Here is a 20,387-nt window from a genome sequence, read left to right as displayed (position 1 = left end):
TCGCTGTAACACTTTGAGTTGCTGCATAATTTTGCCCTTAAATCGATTCCGATTTAAGGAATTATGCAGGAGGTGGCAGCACGACGGCGCAACCTTCAAGGGCGGCGTCGCGATCCTTGGCTTTCATCGGTCATGTCGGTTGTTGCCGTTACCGTTGCCTGCGGCAACGATTGCCTTTGCCCGCCGGGAACGTCAAAGTTCCCTTGCAGGACGGGCAGAATGCAGCGGGGGGATGGGAGCGGTATCCATGAGCGCGATCCTGATTGCCGTTGCCGCCTTTCTCTGCCTGAGCGTGGCGGCGCTCGGCATGATGCATCTCTATCCGAAGCTGCCGGCCCGCCATCGCGACGAGGATACCAATACCGTCGTGCGGCTCGTTGCCAATATCTTCGTGGTCATGGCGTCGCTGGTCTTCGGCCTGATGATCAATTCGGCCAAGAACACATTCGAGGGCATCGACGACAATGTGCATTCCTTCGCCATCAACCTGATCCTGCTCGACCGCACCCTCAGGACCTACGGCCTCGCCGGCAACGATGCGCGGCAATATCTGATCGCCTATGTCGAAGGCGCGATCGACAATCCCGAGCGCGTCAACGACGCACTGCACGAGGCGCGTAATGCCGGTCAGCAACGGCTTGACACCATCGGCAACAGCCTGGCGGCCATCCAGCCCGCCGACAGCTTGCATGAATCCATGCTGGCGGACGCGCGCCAGCAGTACAACCGCATCGTCGAACAGCGCTGGACGATCGTCGAGCAATCGGAGCGCGCGATCCCCATGCCGGTCATCGGCATACTGATCGCCTGGATGGCACTGATCTTCGCCAGCTTCGGCTACCGCGCCCCGCAAAATGTCGTGGTCGTTTCCATGTTCGTGGTTTCAGCGATGTTCATCGCCGCCTCTGTCTATGTCGTGCTCGACATGGACATCCCGTTCAGCGGCGCGATCCAGATTTCTGATGCGCCGCTGCATCGGGCGCTGGCGGAGATGAAGGTGTAGAGGAGGGTGGCAATGGGCGTGGGCGGTGGCCGAAGAAACCCAGAACGCTGGCGAGCAGAGGCTGAAGCTGCGAGCCAAGATCCGGTGAAGGGTGAAGTCCGTGCGGTCGCGCAAGACGGCCCACTTCGAATGGGGCCGCCCGAGTGGGCTGTATCGAACGAATTCAGAATTGAGGAGCGATTGGTATCGACCCCGGTGTTCCAAGACTATGCTTTTATGTAGCGGAAATTGAATGCCGATGCATTTTCATTCACTGGTTTGATGCGGCCGGCACCTCTCAGTTTCTGTAGAGCTAGTTTAACTTTTTGCATATCATCTTCACCGCTCAGCTTCCTAACAAGCTTATTTGTCAATTCTGCCGTAGGATTTTCATCAATATAGCTTAATATTACATCTTCGATGGAAGCGATTTTCTGATGTTTTATGATAACAAGAAATGCGTTCTCTTTCTCTTGAAAGACAGGATCTACCAGACCGGCCTTTTTCAACTCATTTTTTGCTGTATCGAGGCCTTCGCCTATGTCGTGATTTACCGGATTAGGAAGATTGTGAAGCATCCTCACTACATTTGGATTTCTGGAAAATCTCTCCTCATAGAGGTTTTCTATCTTCATATAACCTGGAAGCTTTCCTGGGCTCTGTACCTCTATTCTATTATCAAATATCCTGACATGGATGTCGTCATTTAAGCTGTAATCTCGATGTATAACTGCATTAACCAATATTTCTTTGAGTGCTTCTGAGGGGTATTGTAGCTTTACGAGCTTTCCATCGTCTTGGAAGGATGCTCCATCAATATACTCTGATGCTTTATCAATTGTTTTCTTTATGACCTGCTCAATTACTCCATTTATAGTTATGGGCATTTCCTCAAGCTGTTCTCGTTTGTACTCTGTATCTGTTGTCCTCAGTCGATAAACTTTGACCGCGCATCGTGTTTCTAGTGTTGCTTGCGGAGATTCATCGAACAGGAGGATGCAGCCAACATTTGGAACTCGCTCGCCGCTCCTCAAGCTCAAAAGTCTTTGTTTTCTCAGGAATACATCCGCTGCGAGGTGAGTTTGCACCCGGTTCATATAATCTTGGAGAATATAGCTTTCAGTAAGGTCTTTTAAATCTACGTCAGCAACAGCTTTCACTTCATATGGTTCTGCTCCCTTTGAATACCCAAGTTGGGTAATTCTCTCTCCTTTTATCTTCCTTTTTTGCGCATTGACGCGGATGAAGCAATCACCAGACGCGGCGTAGTGAACTTTCGGACTCTTTGGAACGCCCAGATGCAGAATCATACCCTTTCCATCTACTCGTAGAAACTCCAACAACACATTCTCGACAGCAGGTAGTGTTTCCTCCAGTAGCGTAGATATTATCGCGTTTGCTTCCTCTTGCTCATGGAATCCGTCTATTCTTTCACCGTTAATGGACTTATCTTCGATCCCAATGTACAAGTCCCCTCCGTCGGAGTTGGCAAATGCAATAAATGTTTCTTGAGCTTTTGCTGGTGCTATTCTTTTGCTTTTCACATCGTTAAAATGATCTTCATTTAGCGACAGTAAGGAAGTAATTTCATTTTGATCGATATTTCTAACTTCCACCAGCTTTCCCTTTGCAATTTAGCGGCACTGCTTAGCGTATGCATCCTTAACTGACTCGAAGTTTATTGCAATTATAAGGATGCATGTCAGAGCATGCGCAATTTTCCGTCGAGGGATTTCGTCGTCAAGGCTTTTATGGGCATGAGGCAGTAGCTGACCAAACGGTGCGCCATGGGGCAACGCGCGGTGCACGGCTTAATGCCCTGGCCGCCCTGTCTTGCCCTTCGTCCGCCCCTTCTGCCGCTTCTCGTCGACCGGGTCCTCGTAGGAGCCGACGCCCGGTTTGGCGCGGATGAGGGGCTTGTCCGGCACTTTGCCGATGACGGGCTTTTCGGTGCGGCCGACGGTCATTTCATCAAGGGTATTTTTGCGGAACAGCGACTGCTCCGATGAGCGGCCAGCCGGTGTCGCCACGTCGCGGCCCATTTCGTCGAGTGACGGTTTCTGGAACAAAGATTTTTCGTCGGCGGTGATGGATCCTCGGGTCGAGCCCGAGGATGACGGAGAAGCGGACGCCTGACCGTTCTTGGATACCGCTTCTTTCTTCCGTCCGGTTCCGCCCTCAATCGCCTTTGCCTCTTCCCTTGCCATCGGGTCGTCCATGGCGGCGAGTTCGGCGGCCTTCAGGCGCTTGATTTCGTCGCGCAGGCGGGCGGCCTTTTCGAAGTCGAGGTCGGCGGCGGCGTCGCGCATCTGCTTTTCCAGCGCATTGAGGTGCGCCTGCAGGTTGTTGCCGACGAGGTGGCCGCCGTCGGCAAAACCCTTGCCGGCGACGCCGGAGATGTCGGCGCGCACGTGGTCCTTCTCGTAGACCGAGTCGAGGATGTCGGAGATCTTTGCCTTCACCGATTCCGGGGTGATGCCGTTGGCCTCGTTAAAGGCCATCTGCTTTTCGCGGCGGCGGCTGGTCTCGTCCATGGCGCGCTGCATCGAGCCGGTGATCTGGTCGGCGTAGAGGATGACCTTGCCGTCGACATTGCGCGCGGCGCGGCCGATGGTCTGCACCAGCGAGGTTTCCGAACGCAAAAAGCCTTCCTTGTCGGCATCGAGAATGGCGACGAAGCCGCATTCGGGAATGTCGAGACCTTCGCGCAGAAGGTTGATGCCGACGAGCACGTCGAAAGCACCCAGACGAAGATCGCGGATGATCTCGATGCGCTCCAGCGTGTCGATGTCGGAGTGCATGTAGCGCACGCGAATGCCCTGTTCATGCAGGTATTCGGTCAGATCCTCGGCCATGCGCTTGGTCAGTACCGTTACCAGCGTGCGGTAGCCGGCAGCGGCCGTCTCGCGGATTTCGCCCAAGACGTCGTCGACCTGGGTCTTTGCCGAGCGGACTTCTACCGGCGGGTCGATCAGGCCGGTCGGGCGAATGACCTGTTCGGCAAAGACGCCGCCGGACTGCTCCAGTTCCCAGCCGCCGGGAGTGGCCGACACGGCGATCGTGTCGGGGCGCATGGCGTCCCATTCCTCGAAGCGCAGCGGACGGTTGTCCATGCACGAGGGCAGGCGGAAGCCGTATTCGGCCAGCGTCGCCTTGCGGCGGAAGTCGCCGCGATACATGCCGCCGATCTGGCTGACGGAGACGTGGCTCTCGTCGATGAACAGCAGCGCGTTGTCGGGGATATATTCGAACAGCGTCGGCGGCGGCTCACCGGGATTGCGGCCGGTGAGATAGCGCGAATAGTTCTCGATGCCGGCGCAGGAGCCGGTGGCCTCCAGCATCTCGATGTCGTAGCGGGTGCGCTGCTCCAGCCGTTGGGCCTCGAGCAGGCGGCCGCCCTTTTCCAGCTCGGCCAGCCGGTGCTTCAGTTCTTCCTTGATCGCCTTGATGGCGCCGTTCAGCGTCGGGCGCGGGGTGACATAGTGCGAGTTGGCGTAGATTTTCACCGACTTCAGGTCGCCGGTCTTCTGGCCGGTCAAGGGATCGAACTCGGTGATAGCGTCGATCTCATCGCCGAACATGGAGATGCGCCAGGCGGCATCCTCCAGGTGGGCCGGGAAAATCTCGATGGTATCGCCGCGCACGCGAAACGAGCCGCGCTGGAAATCCATGTCGCGGCGCTTGTATTGCTGTGCCACCAGATCGGCCAGCAGCTGGCGCTGGTCGAGCGTGTCGCCGACATTCATCTGGAAGGTCATGGCGGTATAGGTCTCGACCGAGCCGATACCGTAGATGCAGGAGACCGAGGCGACGATGATGCAGTCGTCGCGCTCGAGCAGCGAGCGCGTGGCCGAGTGGCGCATGCGGTCGATCTGCTCGTTGATCGAGGATTCCTTCTCGATGAAGGTATCGGAGCGCGGCACGTAGGCTTCCGGCTGGTAGTAGTCGTAGTAGGAGACGAAGTACTCGACCGCGTTGTCGGGGAAGAAGTTCTTGAACTCGGAATAGAGCTGGGCGGCCAGCGTCTTGTTGGGCGCGAGGATGACGGCGGGGCGCTGCGTCGCCTCGATCACCTTGGCCATGGTGAAGGTCTTGCCGGAGCCGGTGACGCCGAGCAGCACCTGGCTGCGCTCGCCGGAGGACAGGCCCTCGACGAGATCGGCGATCGCCGTCGGCTGGTCGCCGGCGGGCTCGTAGTCGGAGACCATGCGGATCTCGATGCCGCCTTCGGATTTCGGCGGCCGGGCAGGGCGGTGCGGCGTCCAGAGCTTGCCGTCCTTGAACAGCGGATTGCCGCTCTCGATCAGCGCCGACAGCGCCTCCACCGTGGCGGTGACGCCCGAAGTGGACAGCTTGTCGGCATCCTCCAGCGACACGTCGAGGCCAGCGACCGGGTTGAGGCCGGCCGCGGCGCGCGTCTTCGGGTCGGTCGTGCCGCCCATCGAGGTGCCCCGAGCAGATTTGGAAGCCGCGATCTCCACCTTCTTGCGGTGCTTGCCGGCCTTGGAGGCAACCTCGCGCTGGCTCTCGAAGGCAGAGGCCTCGGCATCCGCTTCGAGCTGTTTCACCCAATCGGAGACATTGCCTGACAGCGGCGTTCCGGACAGCGGCGCCTGCGGGGCTTCCTCGAAGCCGCCGGGCACTGTGCTTTTGCTGGGGGGATTTTTTGCAGACTTCTTCGGATCCTTGGCCATGGCGGGAATATGGACAGAGTCATTGCGAAAATAAAGAGGGAATGAGTACAAAAGGGAAACGAAATGTCCGGATTTTCGCCGGTGGCGAGGGCCGGCTTATTGCATTTTGGTTGGCCAATGGCGCGCGGTCGCCGATGGGACCGATTTGTCCGTCGTTTTCACATCTAAGGGTGGCGTTGATTGGCCACTGCAAGTTCCGATTGCTAGCCGCTTACCTCGAATGGGCGAGCAGACACCCGGCCGAACAGCATGATAATAGTAATAATAATAGAGGTTTGGAGGGGACCATGTCGTGTTTGCGTGGTGCCGCCCTTATCGCTTTTCGTGCCATGCTCCTTTGCCCTGCCTCGAGCTTTGCGGCCGAACCTGTCGGCCAGGCAGTCTCGATCAGGACCGAGGTGTCCGGCGCGCGCGGTCCGCTGGCGGTCAGGGACCCGGTCTACCGGGACGAACGGATCCGGACGTCAAAGTCCGGCCTTGGCCAGTTCGTCTTTCAGGACGGCACCAAGCTCGCCGTCGGCTGGGGCTCGTCGGTTGTGATCGATCAATTCGTCTACGACGGCAGCAAGTCGGTGAAAAAGCTGACGATCATGGCCGCCAAGGGCACTTTTCGCTGGGTCAGCGGCAAATCGAACCATTCCGCCTATGAAATCGTCACGCCCGCCGGCACGATCGGCGTGCGCGGTACGGCCTTCGATTTCTATGTCGGCCGCGACGGCACGACTGCGGTCGTGCTGCTCAACGGCGCGGCCAGCTTCTGCGGTGCCGGCGGTTGCCGGCAGTTGACGCGGCGCTGCGACTGTGTCGTTGCCACACCCGGCGGCGGGGTCAGCCAAGCGGCGCGCGTCAGCCAGCGCACGCTGCGCAGCCTTGGCAATAGCCAGGCCCTGCCTTTCCTTTCCGGCGGTCAGAGGCTTTCCGGCACGATAGGCGCGGTCGGCGCTGGCTGCGGGCTGCAGGCCGCGGTTCGCGACGATCTAGAGCGTCCGCCGGCGCGGATCGTGCCGGAGCAGGCGCCGATCGTGCGCGAGGAGCCCAAGCCGGAAAAACCCCGACCGGAAAAGCCGCATCATGAGAAACCCCACCATGACAAACCGGATCGCGACAAACCCGACCACGACAAGCCGGATCGGGACAAGGAGCACGAGCATCACGACAGGGACCATGAGGACCGCGACGATGATCATGACGCCTCCGGCGGCGACAACGGGTACGGTGGCGGCGATGACGATGGCGGGAACGGTGGAGACCGCGCCGATCGCAACGGAAACAACGATCGCCATGGTGGACGTGACCGCGATCGAAGCGATCACGACAACGACGACGATTGATCGCTATTCGGCGATGCGGCTGGCCTGATCGGCGGGGATATCGATGAAATGTTCGGAGCGGCGGGTGATCCTGCCATAGAACGGCACGAGGCCGGGCGTGATCGCCGCCGCCTTGAGCTTTGCCGCATTGGCAAGGCTGCGGCTGGTCGAGGCGCGTGCACGCAGGTTTTCGACCAGTCTCGAATGCAGCCGCTGCAGTTCGCCGAAGTCGGGCGAAGAGGCGACGCCTTCGTCGCCGACGACGGCAAAGAGCCGGGTTCGTGTCGTCTTTCCCTTCAGCCCCAGGGCGCCTGCTTCCAGCAGCGCGCAACCGGGCAGGGCCTGCGCCGTCGCCTCTGACACGAGAACGTCGAAGCTCACCTCCTTGCAAGCTGCCTCAATGCGGGCGGCGATGTTGACGGTATCGCCGACAGCCGAATAGTTGAAGCGCGTCTCGGCACCCATATTGCCGACGCAAGCGATCCCCGTATGAATCCCAATGCCGATGCCGATATCCTGCGCCGCACCGAATCCGAAGGCATCGTCGGCATTGAGCCGCGCCAGGGTCTCGCGCATGCCGAGCGCTGCCCGCAGCGCCTTTCGCGGATGGTTGGCGACGTCGACCGGCGCGTTCCAGAAGGCCATGATCGAATCGCCGATGAACTTGTCGAGGGTGCCCTCGTTGGCAATGACGTGCCGGCTCAGGGCGTCGAGCAGCGTGTTGAGAAAGGCAACGACATCGGTCGGCGCCATGCGCTCGCTGATCTCGGTGAAGTTGCGCACGTCGACGAACATGACGGTGAGTTCGCGATCGTCGCCGCCGAGCCTCAGGGCGTTGCGGTTGTGCTCGATGCGGTAGAGCAGAGAAGGCGAGAGGTAGCGGCCGAAGGCCTGGCGGACCTCGCGGCGCTCGCGGTCGGTGACCAGGAAGCGGAAGGCGGTCGCGGAGAAGTGGGTGATCGACGCCGCAAGGATCGGTGCCAGCGGGTCGAAGAGCAGGCCTGCATAGGAGAACGCGACCCAGGAGGCGACCAGCCCCAGCGCCGTGATCGCCAGACCGCAGGCGAGCGCCATTACCGGGCTGACGAAGGTCGTCAGCAGCACGAGCAGGCAGCCGGCAATCGCGATCACCAGGATTTCCAGGCCATTTGCCCAGTCCGGGCGCGAGAGGTAGCGGCCGGAGAGGATCTGCTCGACGATCTGGGCGTGCAGCGAGACGCCGGGCACGTTCTGGCCGAGCGCCGTCGTGCGCACGTCCTGCAGGCCGGCGGCAGAGGTGCCGATGAACACGATGCTGCCCGCGATCGCCGCACTGACATCGGGGGATATGTCATCGTCTTCGAGAATGCGCCGGGCGGAGACATAGCGCTCGGTCGTATCGGGACTGACATAGAGCCAGAGTTCGCCGGAGGCGGTCAGCGGCACGACGAAATCGCCGATCTTGGCGGCTGTCAGCGTATCCGGCAGATCGGGCGCACCGGCAAGGACATAGGTCGAAGCGCCTTGCGCCACGCGCAGTGCCTCCATTGCGAGGCTGGGGTAGAGTTGCTGACCGTCGCTCAGAAACAGGGGTGCCGCGCGTACGACAGCCGAGGAACCGCCGGGGTTGAGACTGATATGGCCGAGGCCGGCGGCATTGCTCTCCAGTTGCGGCCGCAGCGGCGTGGCCGCCCGGATGCGCGGCGGCGCACCGATCGGGCTTTCGCCGGTGAACGCGAATCCGGCCTTGACCGGTGGTAGGTAGCTTCCGTCGTTGGTCAGCCCAAAGCCGAGGACGACGGGCTTTTCCACGATCGACGTGGCAAAGATCTCGTCATTGTCGGGCAGGCGCTCGAGCAGCGACTGGTCGAGTTCGGGGACGTCGCGCAATACGCTGCGCGGCGACAGCCGGTCCGGTTCGGCAAACAGGATGTCGAAAGCGATCGCCGAGGCGCCCATCTCCGCGAGCCTGTCGGTGAGCTTTGCCAGTCGGTCTCGCGGCCAGGGCCATTGTCCGAAGGCGCGCAGCGAGGCCTCGTCGATATCGACGACCTTGACCGGCATCGCCTCGTAGGCGCGTGGCGACAGCCGTTGATATTCATCGAAGGTGACGTCGCGCGCCTGCCTCAGAAGCTGCGGGTCGCTGGCGCGCAGCAACGTGAGGACCAAAACGATAGCCAGACCGATCACGACACCAAGCGGTTGCGCACGTGTCATGGCGCCTCACGGAACGGCAGGCAGGCCCGCCTTGCGCAGACCGTCGGTGAAATGCGTGTAATCGGCGGGATCGACGTAGGCGGTGAAGATCTGCCAGTAGCGTGGAAGATCCAGCGGGGCGTTGGCGACTGCTTCGTCGATGAGCTTGCCGGCATCCGCCGTGCGTCCAAGCTGGCCGAGACAGGCGAGCACCACCACCAGATTGAAATAGGTGCGCCGCAATAGCAGCCCGCGTTCGGCATGGTGCTGCGCCTCCTCGTAATTGCCGAGATGATAGTGGGCAAGCGCGAGCCGATTGAGGAAGAGATAGGTCAGCGGATCGTGCGGGCTCAACCGCAAGGCCTTGTGCAATGGATCGAGCGCCTCGGCGAAGCGGCCGATGAATATGCGGGCCCAGCCGAGTGCCATATAGGCCAGTGCGAGATTGGGGTTGATGTCGATCGCCTGCTGCGCTTCGGCAACAGCGGCATGCGGGCGGTGGGCCGCAAAATTGGCAAGGCACATGACGTAATGCGAGTAAGGATCCCGGTCTTCGAGCGCGATGGCGCGCTCGGCTGCGGCGAGCAGTTCGGTGCTGTCGCGGTCGATATCGTCGCTGAAACCGAAGAAACATCGGGCGTACAGCGAACGCGCGAGCATCATGTGGGCGCGGCCGAAGTCCGGATCGAGCGCGATGGCGCGGCGATGCCAGTCGATCGCCTCGGAAAAATGCGCGGCCGTGTCCTGGGCATTGTGCAGCAGCGTGCCGCGCATATGGCATTCGTAGGCGTCGAGGTTTTCGGTGCCGCGCAACAGCGCGCGGCGGTTTTCACCGATGAGGATTTCCGGTTCGATGGCGGCGACCACGTGCTGGGTGAGTTCGTCCTGGATGGCGAAGATGTCAGCCACCTCGCGATCGAAGCGCTGCGCCCAGAGATGCACGCCGGTCTCGGCCTCGATCAGCTGCCCGGTGACACGCACGCGGCTTCCCGACCGGCGCACACTGCCCTCGACGATATAGCGCACGCCGAGATCACGGCCGATCTGCTTCACGTCCATTGCATGCCCCTTGTAGGCGAAGGATGAGTTGCGGGCGATGACGAAGAACCAGCGACAGAGCGAGAGCCCGGTGATGATGTCCTCGGTCAGCCCGTCGGCAAAGTAGTCCTGGCCCGGATCGTCCGACATGTTGACGAACGGGAGGACGGCGATCGACGGCTTGTTCGGCAGACGGAGCGGCATGCCGGGCAGATCGGGTACCGTCGGATCTTCGCGCCAGTCGACGCTGTGCACCAGCACCGGCCGCGGCATGTTTTTGAGCGTCTGCTCGCCGAGCTTGACCATGGGGAAGTCGAGCTTGCCTTCGATCTGGTCATGCAGGGTTCCGGAAATGCAGACGCCGGCCGGTCGTGCCACCTGCTGCAGCCGTGCCGCGACGTTGACGCCGTCGCCCAAAAGGTTCGTGCCCTCGACCACGACGTCACCGAGATTGATGCCGATGCGGAACTCCATGCGTTTCTCCGGCGCCAGATCGGCATTGCGACGTTGCAGAGCGCGCTGGATGGCAACGGCGGCGCGTACCCCCTGGACGGCGCTGTGGAATTCGGCGACGACGCTGTCGCCGGCAGTGCTGAAAATGCGGCCGCCATGCTCGGCGACGAGGTCGCCGATCGTGGCGCAATAGGTGCCGAGCGTCGCAAGCGTACCTTCCTCGTCGGTCGCGACGAGGCGACTATAGCCAGCGACATCGGCAGCGAGGATGACTGCGAGCTTCCGTTCCAAGGGGGCAAATCCCTCCTGTGGCGTACAGCTAGAGGAAATTAAGGGTAGCGTAATTTAGCAATATCTAGAAGGGTGAAAAAGCGCGGCGATCGTGTGTCGGCATCGATTGATGCGCTGATTTTGAGACCATTTGCGGGCCAAGCGCCCTTTCGTCCGTGGATTGCGCGCTTGAGACGACGAAGAGTCTGCGTTGTGGGTTCTTCAAACGCCGTTTTCACCGAGCGGCGTAACGTGCGAGATATGTCGACGGCGGGTGACTGACACTGGTCGCGAAGCTCAAAACCAGCGTGAGGAAAAACATCTTGATCATCGCCTGCCTGCACACCGCCGATAGCAACGTCGCCGTTTTCGAATCTGCTGCGCGCGAGCTCGGCCTTGCAACGGAGGTGTTCCGCCACGCCGTGCGGCCGGACCTGCTCGAGGCTGCGGAACGGGCAGGCGGGCTCACGGACGCCATAGCCCGCGAGACGGCCGCAGCGCTGACGGCACTGGCGGCCCGGGCTGATGCTGTACTTCTTACCTGTTCGACGCTTGGGCCGAGCATGGCGAATGTTCGTGAGGCGCCGGTGCCGGTGTTGCGGACCGATGCGGCGCTTGCCGAAAAGGCATCGGCAGTCGGCGGCAAGGTGGTGGCGCTTTGCGCCGTCGAAACGACCGTGGCGCCGACCACCGCGCTTTTTGCCGAGGCCGCGAAGCGAAGGGGTGTTGCGCTTGAGGTACGCCTCGTCGCCGGCGCCTGGGCCTTGTTTAGAGCGGGTGACCGCGATGGCTATCTCGCCGCAATCGCCGCTGCTGCCGACGCCGCCTATGGCGATGGCACGGCAATCGTTGCCCTTGCTCAAGCCTCCATGGCCGGTGCGGCGGACCTCGTGCGTGGAGGACCGCGCCCATTGACGAGCCCGAGAGCCGGTTTGAGTGCGGCGCTGGAACGGATCGCGCAGATGGCCGCGCCGGTTGCGCGGTGATTAGACGTTTGGTAGTCGATTCAGGTGTTTACGAGGAAAGTCTAAATTTCGGAATCCGGTTGCCGACATCGCGGATTAGCGTTGACAGGGTCGAGTCGATGCGGGGAGGATCGTTCGCTTGATGCATGTCGCCCAAAAGTGCGCAGCGGTTTTGTGATCACGACATAACACCCGTGTGGATGGCGAAGAGATTGGGATAAGCGATTGTCTTCATGTAGAAAGCTCCAGTCGTGCATTGTCCGCACATCTTACCTGACGGTCCTATCGCAGGACTGTATCGACGGAGCCGCTGCCGCCGGTAGGATGCCGCCATGAACGCCTTGATTCGACTGACCCGTGAAGATGACACACCCGTGCTGCCCGATATCGAAAGATCGTCGGGAGAGGCTTTTCGCAGCGTTTCCGACCTGGCCTGGATTGCCGACGACGACGTGCAATCGGTCGATGCGCATCTGGATTTCGTTCGCTCCGGCCTCTCCTGGGTGACCGTCGATAATCGCGACCATCCGCTTGGATTTCTCTGCGCCGAGATTAGCGATGGCGCGCTGCACATCTGGCAACTGGCGGTACTGCACGAGCGGCAAGGCCATGGGCTTGGACGTGGCTTGATCGCAGCCGCCATCGCCCATGCGCGCGACCGCTCGCTTGGCGAGGTAACGCTGACCACCTTCCGCGACCTCGCATGGAACGAGCGCTTCTATCGCAAGCTCGGGTTCCGGACGCTCGACGAAGAAGGGCTCGACGCGCGGCTGGCGCAGATCCTGGCGAAAGAGGCGACCTACGGCCTGCCGACCGATCGACGTTGCGCGATGCGCCTATCGCTCGACGACAGGCGGTCAAACGCCCCCACGATCCCCTAGGTAGCAAACTGCAAATCCGTTTCCTTCGCCGGCTAACGTCTGACGGCGACGACCTGACCGCGGTTGAACTGCGAAACCGTAACGCGGCCCGACTGGTTGCCGCCCATCACCTTCGCCGTCGATTTCGACAGGGCGGAGATGATGCCGACGTGATAGCTGCGGCCGGTGCGCACGACGATGATATCGCCGGGGCGCGCGTAGGATAGCTTGACCGGGGCACCGAAGCGCAGCCAGGAGCGGGCGATACCGAAACTCTGTGGCGGGGTTCGACCGGCCTTGCGGGCAACCAGGCCCATGAAGTGCCCGCACCAGGGGGTGCGGGCCGGATTGATGCCGAGTGCGGCGCGCAGTCGCCTGTTGTTCTTGACCTCGTGCAGGCCTTTGTATTGCTGGGCCTGGGCCAACATGCCCGCCGTGGCCACATCCGGTATCAAAAGCGCGGCATAGGCAGCCGCGAGAAACGCCAGGACCTTCATGGTCAGGTCTCCTTGCCAAGTTGTTTGGTGCGTGCATCCCGGATGAGCCTGGCGATCGCCGGCACTGCCCCCGGTTTTTCATCTGCATCGGTCATTGTGTTCGGGGATATCGGCGGTTCGCGCCTGCGCGTTGCACCTTGAACGCAGCATCAGCGCGCCGGCGAACCGCGCTGAAACGCGGAGCCAACTTCACGGCAATTGCCGTCGGAGTGTGGTATTCCCCTGCCTGTCCCGTCGGACAGTGCGCGGACTTTGCCTATGGGCTGGAGCAAAATTGTGGCAAAGCGCGCAAAAGGCGAATTTTCGTGCGCAACCTAACCAATTTGGATTATATATCGCCGATTTTCGGGGGTTTGGTGCACTATTTTTGTGTCCTGCCTGGCTGCTGGCTTCGGTGCAGCGATCCATTGATCGCATGTTCGAGCCCTAATTAAGGCAGCAATTTTCAACTGTGGCCGAATACGGTAGAACGGGCAAAGCCATGGAAAGGAACAGGATTTGACGCAGGCGGCCGAAGCCGGGGCCGGCTGGCGGCGCTGATTGCCGAGGGCGCAAGGCAAGGCGCATGGGCGATCGATGATCCACGGATGCTGGCGACCTTCCTCTTTAACGGCGAGCATTGCGTCGCCGACGGCAAGGACCGCACTGCACTGGTCGAGGGGCTGCAACGGTCCGATTCCAGACTGCTTGGGATTGGGGAATGATCGCCTATACGCCGCGTGTCGACGCAAAACAAAGTCTTTAAAAGAGTTTATCGAAGCTCCTTGAGAGAGTCATTCAGGTTTCGCACGCCGCCGATTGCGCTCCTCGACTGATGTTCACGCTTGTCAGAGCGCGTGCGGCAAGATCATCCTGCCGGAGCGATTCGCGCCTTCGAGGATACTCATGCCGTTTACCGTAAACCCGACCTATCTCTGGCCGATCCTGCTGCTCCTGATCTCCAACGTCTTCATGACATTTGCCTGGTATGGGCACCTGAAGTACACCTCGTCGCCGCTTTACATGGCGATCGTCGCGAGCTGGGGCATCGCCTTCTTCGAATATTGCCTGGCCGTGCCGGCAAACCGCATCGGTCACGAGGTCTATTCGGCAGCGCAACTGAAGACGATGCAGGAGGTGATCACGCTGTTGGTGTTCGCGGCGTTTTCAGTCTTCTGGCTGAAGGAGTCGATCGGCTGGAACCACCTCGTCGGCTTCTCCCTGATCGCGATCGGTGCCTCGTTCATCTTCAAGGGATGAGCCGGGCAGCAGTGGGGCACCATGCGGCCGAAGTGATCATTGCGATCACAGTCGAGCTGCCTGCGAAGACCGCCCGATGGCGTCATCCGTTGATCAAGGGGCCAGGCCCGTCGTTCGCACGACGGGGCGCCGAATGACGTGGCATCCTGTCAGGCGATCGTAGATTGTCTGGCCGCGCCAGCGCATGAAGGGAAAGACCCACCAGATTATTGCGGGCAAGGGGGAGAGCAGGCCGCCGACAAGCAGGATGACGTGAACCGGCGCGCCAAAGATGGTCACGGCGTCGATCGCATCCCTGAGAATGTCACCGGTGCCAAAAATCGCAAGCGACAGCAGCAATAGCGGAGCGCTAAATGCCGCAAGGATTGTCGGCAGCATGCGCAACACCTCCCGCTTGGCGGCCTTGGCAAACGGCAGCGGTTCGCCATTGTCTTGGACAACGCGCAAAGCGAAGAGCCTCTTGCCGGGTGTGGTGCCGAAGCGCGCGATCAGAGCGGCGCCGGACAGGCAGAAGAGAAGAATCGGCGCTAGTTCGCTAAGCACTGCGCGTCCTACCTGCATCGCTTCAAGTTCGAGCGGATTGCCGGCCTCGTCGATCTCGAACCTGATCGACCGTTGCGTTGGCATATCGCCAGCGTCGATCACCGTTGAAACAAGCGACCTGCTGTCGGGCACGCCCCAAAAGGAGGTGGTGCAGATCTGGTTTTCGCGCGATTGACCGGGCGCCAGTGGCCATTCGCGGTCGATTCTTTGTGCAAACGCACTTGGCGCGGCCGGTTCGCATATGGTCGTCGCGGACATGAAAAAGCGCGGCGCCCAGGGAAGCACGAACATGAGGACGATCGAAATAGCGACTGCGACGACGCAAAATAGGAGGGAGTCGACAACAAAGGCCGCCAGTCGCCGCCAAAAGAAGCGTGGGAGGTTGGTGCCGGCGACCGTAGTGTTCATGTTTCAACCTTCAATGCATGCCATGATTGCATTGCTTTCATGGAAGGTTGTGTTCGTCAATGCACGGCGCAACAAACAAAGATCGGAAGCGGCACGTCATCCCCGTCCGAATAGCCGGTCCAGGATCTGGCCTTCGAACCTGGCAGTTTCGGCGCTGCCGTGACCGCGAGGGCGCGCGAGCGGGATCGGCAGATCGAGCGCGATGCGGCCTTTATCGATGACGACGACGCGGTCGGCAAGCGCCACGGCCTCAGTGACATCGTGGGTGACGAGCACGGCGGTAAAGCTCTGTTGCTGCCAGATGCGCTCCAGCAGCTGCTGCATCTCGATGCGCGTCAGTGCGTCCAGCGCGCCGAGCGGCTCGTCGAGCGCCAGGATGAAGGGGTGGGCGACGAGCGCCCGGGCAAGCGCCACGCGCTGCTTCTGTCCGCCCGACAGTACCGACGGCCACTCCTCGGCACGGTCGGCAAGGCCGACCTCCTTCAGGATCTGCAGCGAGAGATCGCGGGCGACTTCGCCCTTGGCGATACCGGTCAGGCCGATTTCGACATTGCGGGCGATCCGTGCCCAGGGAAGCAGCCGTGGTTCCTGGAACATGATGCGGCTGCGCCGCTCCGACGCGCTGCCGCCGGCAACAGTCAGGCTGCCGCTCGTTGGGCTGTCCAATCCCGCAAGAATGCGCAGCAAGGTGCTCTTGCCGCAGCCGCTCTTGCCGATGACGGCGACGAACTGACCCTGGGGTACGTCGAGATCGATGCCGTCGAGCACGGTCTTTTCGCCGAAACGCTTGGCGATGCCCCGTAAGGAGAAGGCGAGTGGAGCGGATGGCGAAGCCGGTGAAGGTGTCCGCATGGTCGCGGACGGGCCGTTCGCTTCCTGTGGCTGTTTCGGATGAAGGGCGATGACGGACATCGGATTGCTCCTTTTTTCGTCGGGATCGGGCTCGTCCAGTTTAGCTGCATCAAGCCGGCTGGAAGGCCGGGTGCCACTGCAGCGTCAGTCGCTCGAGCAAGCGTGCAAAGCTGTCGGCGAGCTTGCCGAGCAGGGCGTAGATCAGGATGGACAGGATGACGACATCGATCAGCAGGAACTCCCGCGCCTGCATCGCCATGTAGCCGAGGCCCGAGGAGGCAGCGATCGTCTCGGCAACAATCAGCGTCAGCCACATGATGCCGAGCGCATAGCGAAGGCCGACGAAGATCGCCGGCAGGGCGCCGGGTAGAATGACGCGGAAGAAGAGCTGACGCCGCGACATGCCGTAGATCCGGCCCATCTCGACGAGCTGCGGGTCGACGCCCTGAATGCCGAGTAGCGTGTTGACATAGATCGGGAAGAAGACGCCGAGCGCGACGAGGAACAGCTTGGCTTCTTCGTCGATGCCGAACCACAGGATGACCAGTGGAATCAGCGCCAGATGCGGAATGTTGCGCACCATCTGCAGCGTCGTGTCGGTCAGGTCCCGGCTCAAGCGCGAAAGGCCGTTGGCCAGCCCGAAGGCAAAGCCGATCGCGCCGCCGATGGCAAAGCCCGAGAGCGCCCGCAGGGTGCTGATGCCGATGTTTTCGACAAGCTCTCCGGAGGCGAGCAGCCGGATAAAGGCGGCAAGCACGGCCGAGGGCGGCGCCATCACGCTTTCCGAGATCAAGCCGCTGCGCGAAGCCGCTTCCCAAGCGAGGATCAAAGCGGCGGGCAGCAGCCAGCCCGCGAGGTTTCGCGCAATGGTGTTCGTTGCGGTCTTCGCCATGACTTGGGTCCTCGTTTGCTCAGAGCCTTCTGTCTTCGCGGCGCCGGCGCCGAAACTTCCGTCCCGACGCCGGCCGGTTCTCGCCTTGGGAGGGAGAGGGATTAGTTGCCCGGTGCGTTCCAGACCGCATCGGAGATGGTGATCTGCTTGGGGATGAGCCCGAGCTTGAAGAAGCGATCGGCGGTCTGCTGCTGGCCGGCGACGATGTCGTCGTTGATGGGGCCGATCGAAAAGACGGTGCGGTTGGCCGCAATCGTCTGCGCCTCGAGCGGCACGCCGGTCACTTCATGCAAGGCGGCCGCCACCTTGTCGCGATTGGCGTCAGCCCAGACGGAGGCCTCCTTCAGGGCTGCAATCGTTGTGGTGACCGTCTCTGCATGGCTGGCCGCGAAGTCGCGGTTGGCGAGGAAGTAGGTATTGACCTCCAAGGTCTCGGCCGATGTCGTCAGAATGCGCGGCTTGTAGCGCGTTTCTGCGATCGCGAAGAACGGGTCCCAGACGGCCCAGGCGTCGATCTTGTCGCTGGCGAAAGCGGCTGCCGCATCGGCGGGGCTCAGATAGACCGGGGTGACGTCGCCAAAGCCGATGCCGGCCTTTTCCAGTGCCGCGACCACGAGATTGTGGGCGCTGGTGCCCTTGCCGACGCCGATCTTCTTGCCCTTCAGGTCCGCGAGCGACTGGATCGGCGAGCCCGGCTTGACGAAGATCGCCTCGCCCTTGCCGTTGGAAGGAAGCGCTGCGGCATAGACGATCGAGGAGCCGGCCGCCTGGCCGAAGATCGGCGGCGCGTCGCCGGTCCAACCGACATCGATGGAGCCGACGTTCAAGGCCTCGACCAGTGGTGGCCCGGCGGTGAACTCTACCCAGGAAACGGCGATGCCTTTCGGCTCCAACGCCTTCTCGATGACCTTCTGTTGCTGGGCGACGACGGGGAGGCCGGTCTTTTGAAAGCCGATGCGGAATTCCCCAAGGTCTTCGGCCATGACGCCGAAGGAGGCGAGCACCGCGGCGGTGAAGAGGCCGGTGCCGAAAAGCCGTCTGGTCAGTTTGAACATCTGTCCCGCTCCTGTTTGCTGGAGGGCGAAGGGCGCCGTCCGCTGAACTGGGATCAGTGTAAAAGAAGAATATAAAATTTATGGAGTTTATTTGTTTTGTTGTTGGCGCGCTTTGCGGAACGCTTTTGCGGCAGGACAGGCAGCTTGGGGATAATCCTCATTGTGGTGATCGGGCGGCTGGCTGGTCGTTACATCCTGCTTTTCGATTTTTTTCGTGCCGTGCGCTTGCTGTCTGTTCGATTGCAGGGGAAAACGCTGGCGAAGCGAGGCTTCCGGCCGATTCAGAAATATTTCTTCGGTGCCGGTAACAAAAATGCGTGCCTCGTTCGTAGAGGATGATGTCGGGTGAAGTATTCGGCGCGTGACCAGGAATGGGCAGAGTGGATGCGCAGCGCCATAAAAGGCGACACGCAGGCCTATCACCGCTTTCTCTCCGCCGTTACGCCGCATCTGCGCGCCATGGCGCGCAGGCGCTGCGACCAGTTCGGGGCGCCGGCGAGCGAGGCGGAGGACGTGGTGCAGGAGGTCCTGCTGGCCGTCCACCTCAAGCGCGGTACCTGGGATCCGGATCGCCCGATCGGCCCATGGCTGTCGGCGATCGTGCGCAACAAGCTGATCGACAGCCTGCGTCGGCGGGGTCGACACGTGAATGTGCCGATCGAGGACGTGATTGCGACATTGGAAGCGGAAGAGCAGAGCGACGGGTTGGATCGGCTGGACGCGCAGCACATGCTGGAGCGCCTGAAGGATCCGCAGCGTGATATTGTCCGCTCGATTTCGCTGGAGGGTGCCGGGGTGCGCGAGACGGCCGAACGACTGAAGATGAGCGAAGGAGCAGTGCGCGTGGCGCTGCACAGGGCGTTGAAGTCACTGGCAGCCCTTTATCGGAGTGATGCACGTGAAGACGAATGACTTGATCAGCCTGTTGGCAGAGGATGCGCCCGTCGGGATGCGGCTTGGCCGCATGCTGGCGATTGCCCTTCTGGTCGGCGTCGTCGTGTCCGCTCTGGTGCTCCTGTCGACAGTGGGTGTGCGTCCCAACCTGGCAGCGGCCATCGAGACGGCGCGCGTCCTGTTCAAGATCGGCTTCACGCTGGTTCTCGCCGCTGCCGCCTGCCGCCTGGTCTTCATCGTCGGCCGGCCGGGGCTGTCGCTCAAGGCGCGCGGACTTCAACTCGCCGTTCCCCTCGTGTTTCTTGCCATTGCTGTCGCTTCCGAGCTTTCCGTTCTGCCCTCGGAGGCGTGGACGGCGAGCATGCTCGGCAGGAACGCCGCCTTCTGCCTGTTCTTCATCCCTGTCCTGTCGCTGGCGCCGCTCGCCGGTTTTCTGCTTGTGCTGAAAAACGGTGCGCCTGAAAGTCCCGGTCTCGCCGGTGCGTCGGCCGGTCTTGCCGCCGGCGCCATTGCCGCTTCGCTCTATGCCTTCCACTGCCCGGACGATAGTCCGCTGTTCCTGGCTGTTTGGTACTCGATCGCCGTGCTGCTGGTGACCACGATCGGCTACCTCATCGGGCGGCGCTGGCTGCGCTGGTAGGCGACGCCTCCGGCCTCGGCCACCGCGCTCAATCCAGGAGGTCGAATGCCCGGTACATCCACACCAATTGATAGGTGACCGCGCCGATGAGGAACGCGGCGTGAAAGCGCCGGTTCGGTGTCCAGGCCGCGATCAGGCACAGGACGATGTAGGTCACGTTGCGCATCGGGTATTCCAGCCCGTAGGACGCGAAATAGGCCTTTCCCTTGAGCGCGGTGTCGAAGAGGTCGACGGCAAAGGCAAGCGCCAGAAAGGCGAAGAACCAGCTTCGCCGCGACATGAAGTAGTGCTCGTAGTCGCTGTAATCCTCCAGTGTCGTCGGAAACAGCAGCACGCAAAGAAAGAAGAAGACGCAGCAATAGAGGATGACGAAGAGATAGACGGTCACGTCGAGAACGGGCAGGGCATGGAGGTGGAATTCCCACCACCAGAAATGCACGAGGAAGACGAACATGAACAGGACCCAGCCGAGGTGGATCCAGTACACCCTGGTCTTTCCCGGATGCTGTACGAAGAGCGCGAGCCCGCTCAGGAGTCTGGCGAGGCTGAGACTGACGACCATGCCCATGACGACGCGAATATGCGAGAAAATCGCCGGGTCAGGCTGGGTCGGGTCCATG

Annotated in this window: 18 protein-coding genes; 8 read left to right on the top strand and 10 right to left on the bottom strand. The window is 61.4% G+C overall.

Annotation, left to right across the window (positions count from 1 at the left end; all coding sequences use genetic code 11):
• Positions 1-247: 247 nt before the first annotated feature.
• Positions 248-1,003 (top strand): DUF4239 domain-containing protein, encoded by a 756-nt coding sequence (locus BC360_RS14915; RefSeq protein WP_065795726.1) that lies wholly within the window; start codon positions 248-250, stop codon positions 1,001-1,003.
• 206 nt (positions 1,004-1,209) lie between these two features.
• On the opposite strand, the gene BC360_RS30750 is transcribed toward BC360_RS14915, so the two are convergent.
• On the bottom strand, positions 1,210-2,598 hold the full coding sequence (locus BC360_RS30750) for an ATP-binding protein (protein ID WP_139110049.1): 1,389 nt from the start codon (positions 2,596-2,598) through the stop codon (positions 1,210-1,212).
• Positions 2,599-2,793: 195 nt separating this feature from the next.
• Positions 2,794-5,676, bottom strand: a complete 2,883-nt coding sequence (gene uvrB / locus BC360_RS14905) for an excinuclease ABC subunit UvrB (RefSeq protein ID WP_065795724.1) — start codon at positions 5,674-5,676, stop codon at positions 2,794-2,796.
• A gap of 287 nt (positions 5,677-5,963) precedes the next feature.
• Here uvrB and BC360_RS14900 point away from each other — a divergent pair, with 287 nt between their 5' ends.
• Entirely contained in the window at positions 5,964-7,007 is a 1,044-nt protein-coding gene (locus BC360_RS14900) for a FecR domain-containing protein (RefSeq protein WP_083222562.1), read from the top strand.
• Positions 7,008-7,010: 3 nt separating this feature from the next.
• Here the strand turns inward: BC360_RS14900 and BC360_RS14895 are convergent, their stop codons facing one another.
• Positions 7,011-9,182, bottom strand: coding sequence for a CHASE2 domain-containing protein (locus tag BC360_RS14895; protein WP_065795723.1), 2,172 nt, complete (start codon positions 9,180-9,182; stop codon positions 7,011-7,013).
• A gap of 6 nt (positions 9,183-9,188) precedes the next feature.
• A complete protein-coding gene (locus tag BC360_RS14890) occupies positions 9,189-10,943 on the bottom strand; it encodes an adenylate/guanylate cyclase domain-containing protein (RefSeq protein WP_065795722.1) in 1,755 nt (584 codons plus the stop codon).
• A gap of 302 nt (positions 10,944-11,245) precedes the next feature.
• Between BC360_RS14890 and BC360_RS14885 the strand changes: the two genes are divergently transcribed.
• On the top strand, positions 11,246-11,908 hold the full coding sequence (locus BC360_RS14885; protein ID WP_065795721.1) for an Asp/Glu racemase: 663 nt from the start codon (positions 11,246-11,248) through the stop codon (positions 11,906-11,908).
• 311 nt (positions 11,909-12,219) lie between these two features.
• Positions 12,220-12,768 (top strand): GNAT family N-acetyltransferase, encoded by a 549-nt coding sequence (locus BC360_RS14880; protein WP_065779942.1) that lies wholly within the window; start codon positions 12,220-12,222, stop codon positions 12,766-12,768.
• A gap of 32 nt (positions 12,769-12,800) precedes the next feature.
• Here BC360_RS14880 and BC360_RS14875 read toward each other — a convergent pair whose 3' ends face one another.
• Positions 12,801-13,244, bottom strand: a complete 444-nt coding sequence (locus BC360_RS14875) for a TIGR02594 family protein (protein ID WP_065779944.1) — start codon at positions 13,242-13,244, stop codon at positions 12,801-12,803.
• A gap of 885 nt (positions 13,245-14,129) precedes the next feature.
• Here BC360_RS14875 and BC360_RS14870 point away from each other — a divergent pair.
• Entirely contained in the window at positions 14,130-14,483 is a 354-nt protein-coding gene (locus BC360_RS14870) for a DMT family protein (RefSeq protein WP_065795720.1), read from the top strand.
• A 93-nt stretch (positions 14,484-14,576) separates the two neighbouring features.
• Here the strand turns inward: BC360_RS14870 and BC360_RS14865 are convergent, their stop codons facing one another.
• The 4 genes from BC360_RS14865 to BC360_RS14850 all read right to left on the bottom strand — a co-directional run bounded on the left by BC360_RS14865 (position 14,577) and on the right by BC360_RS14850 (position 18,233).
• Positions 14,577-15,434: an RDD family protein gene (locus BC360_RS14865; protein ID WP_065795719.1), complete on the bottom strand. Its 858-nt coding sequence runs from the start codon at positions 15,432-15,434 to the stop codon at positions 14,577-14,579.
• Between the two features lie 96 nt (positions 15,435-15,530).
• Positions 15,531-16,286: an ATP-binding cassette domain-containing protein gene (locus BC360_RS14860; RefSeq protein WP_065795754.1), complete on the bottom strand. Its 756-nt coding sequence runs from the start codon at positions 16,284-16,286 to the stop codon at positions 15,531-15,533.
• A gap of 109 nt (positions 16,287-16,395) precedes the next feature.
• The gene (locus BC360_RS14855; RefSeq protein WP_065795718.1) at positions 16,396-17,178 is read right to left on the bottom strand and encodes an ABC transporter permease subunit; all 783 of its coding nucleotides are present in this window, start codon (positions 17,176-17,178) and stop codon (positions 16,396-16,398) included.
• 101 nt (positions 17,179-17,279) lie between these two features.
• A complete protein-coding gene (locus tag BC360_RS14850; protein ID WP_065795717.1) occupies positions 17,280-18,233 on the bottom strand; it encodes an aliphatic sulfonate ABC transporter substrate-binding protein in 954 nt (317 codons plus the stop codon).
• A 96-nt stretch (positions 18,234-18,329) separates the two neighbouring features.
• On the opposite strand from BC360_RS14850, the gene BC360_RS31560 reads away from it, so the two are divergent.
• The 3 genes from BC360_RS31560 to BC360_RS14840 are packed head-to-tail and all read left to right on the top strand — an operon-like array spanning position 18,330 to position 19,767.
• On the top strand, positions 18,330-18,572 hold the full coding sequence (locus BC360_RS31560; protein ID WP_065793337.1) for a hypothetical protein: 243 nt from the start codon (positions 18,330-18,332) through the stop codon (positions 18,570-18,572).
• Between the two features lie 6 nt (positions 18,573-18,578).
• Positions 18,579-19,145, top strand: a complete 567-nt coding sequence (locus BC360_RS14845; protein ID WP_065779954.1) for a sigma-70 family RNA polymerase sigma factor — start codon at positions 18,579-18,581, stop codon at positions 19,143-19,145.
• Positions 19,132-19,767: an NrsF family protein gene (locus tag BC360_RS14840; protein ID WP_065780341.1), complete on the top strand. Its 636-nt coding sequence runs from the start codon at positions 19,132-19,134 to the stop codon at positions 19,765-19,767. Before BC360_RS14845 ends, BC360_RS14840 begins: the two co-directional genes overlap by 14 nt.
• Before the next feature lie 28 nt (positions 19,768-19,795).
• On the opposite strand, the gene BC360_RS14835 is transcribed toward BC360_RS14840, so the two are convergent.
• Positions 19,796-20,386, bottom strand: a complete 591-nt coding sequence (locus tag BC360_RS14835) for a hypothetical protein (RefSeq protein WP_065795716.1) — start codon at positions 20,384-20,386, stop codon at positions 19,796-19,798.
• Position 20,387: the final 1 nt, after the last annotated feature.

Source organism: Ensifer sp. LC163 (genome assembly GCF_001695855.1).
Classification (GTDB): Bacteria; Pseudomonadota; Alphaproteobacteria; order Rhizobiales; family Rhizobiaceae; genus Ensifer.
The sequence above is the reverse complement of the archived record's forward strand: the minus strand, read 5'-3'. Positions and strand labels throughout refer to the sequence as shown.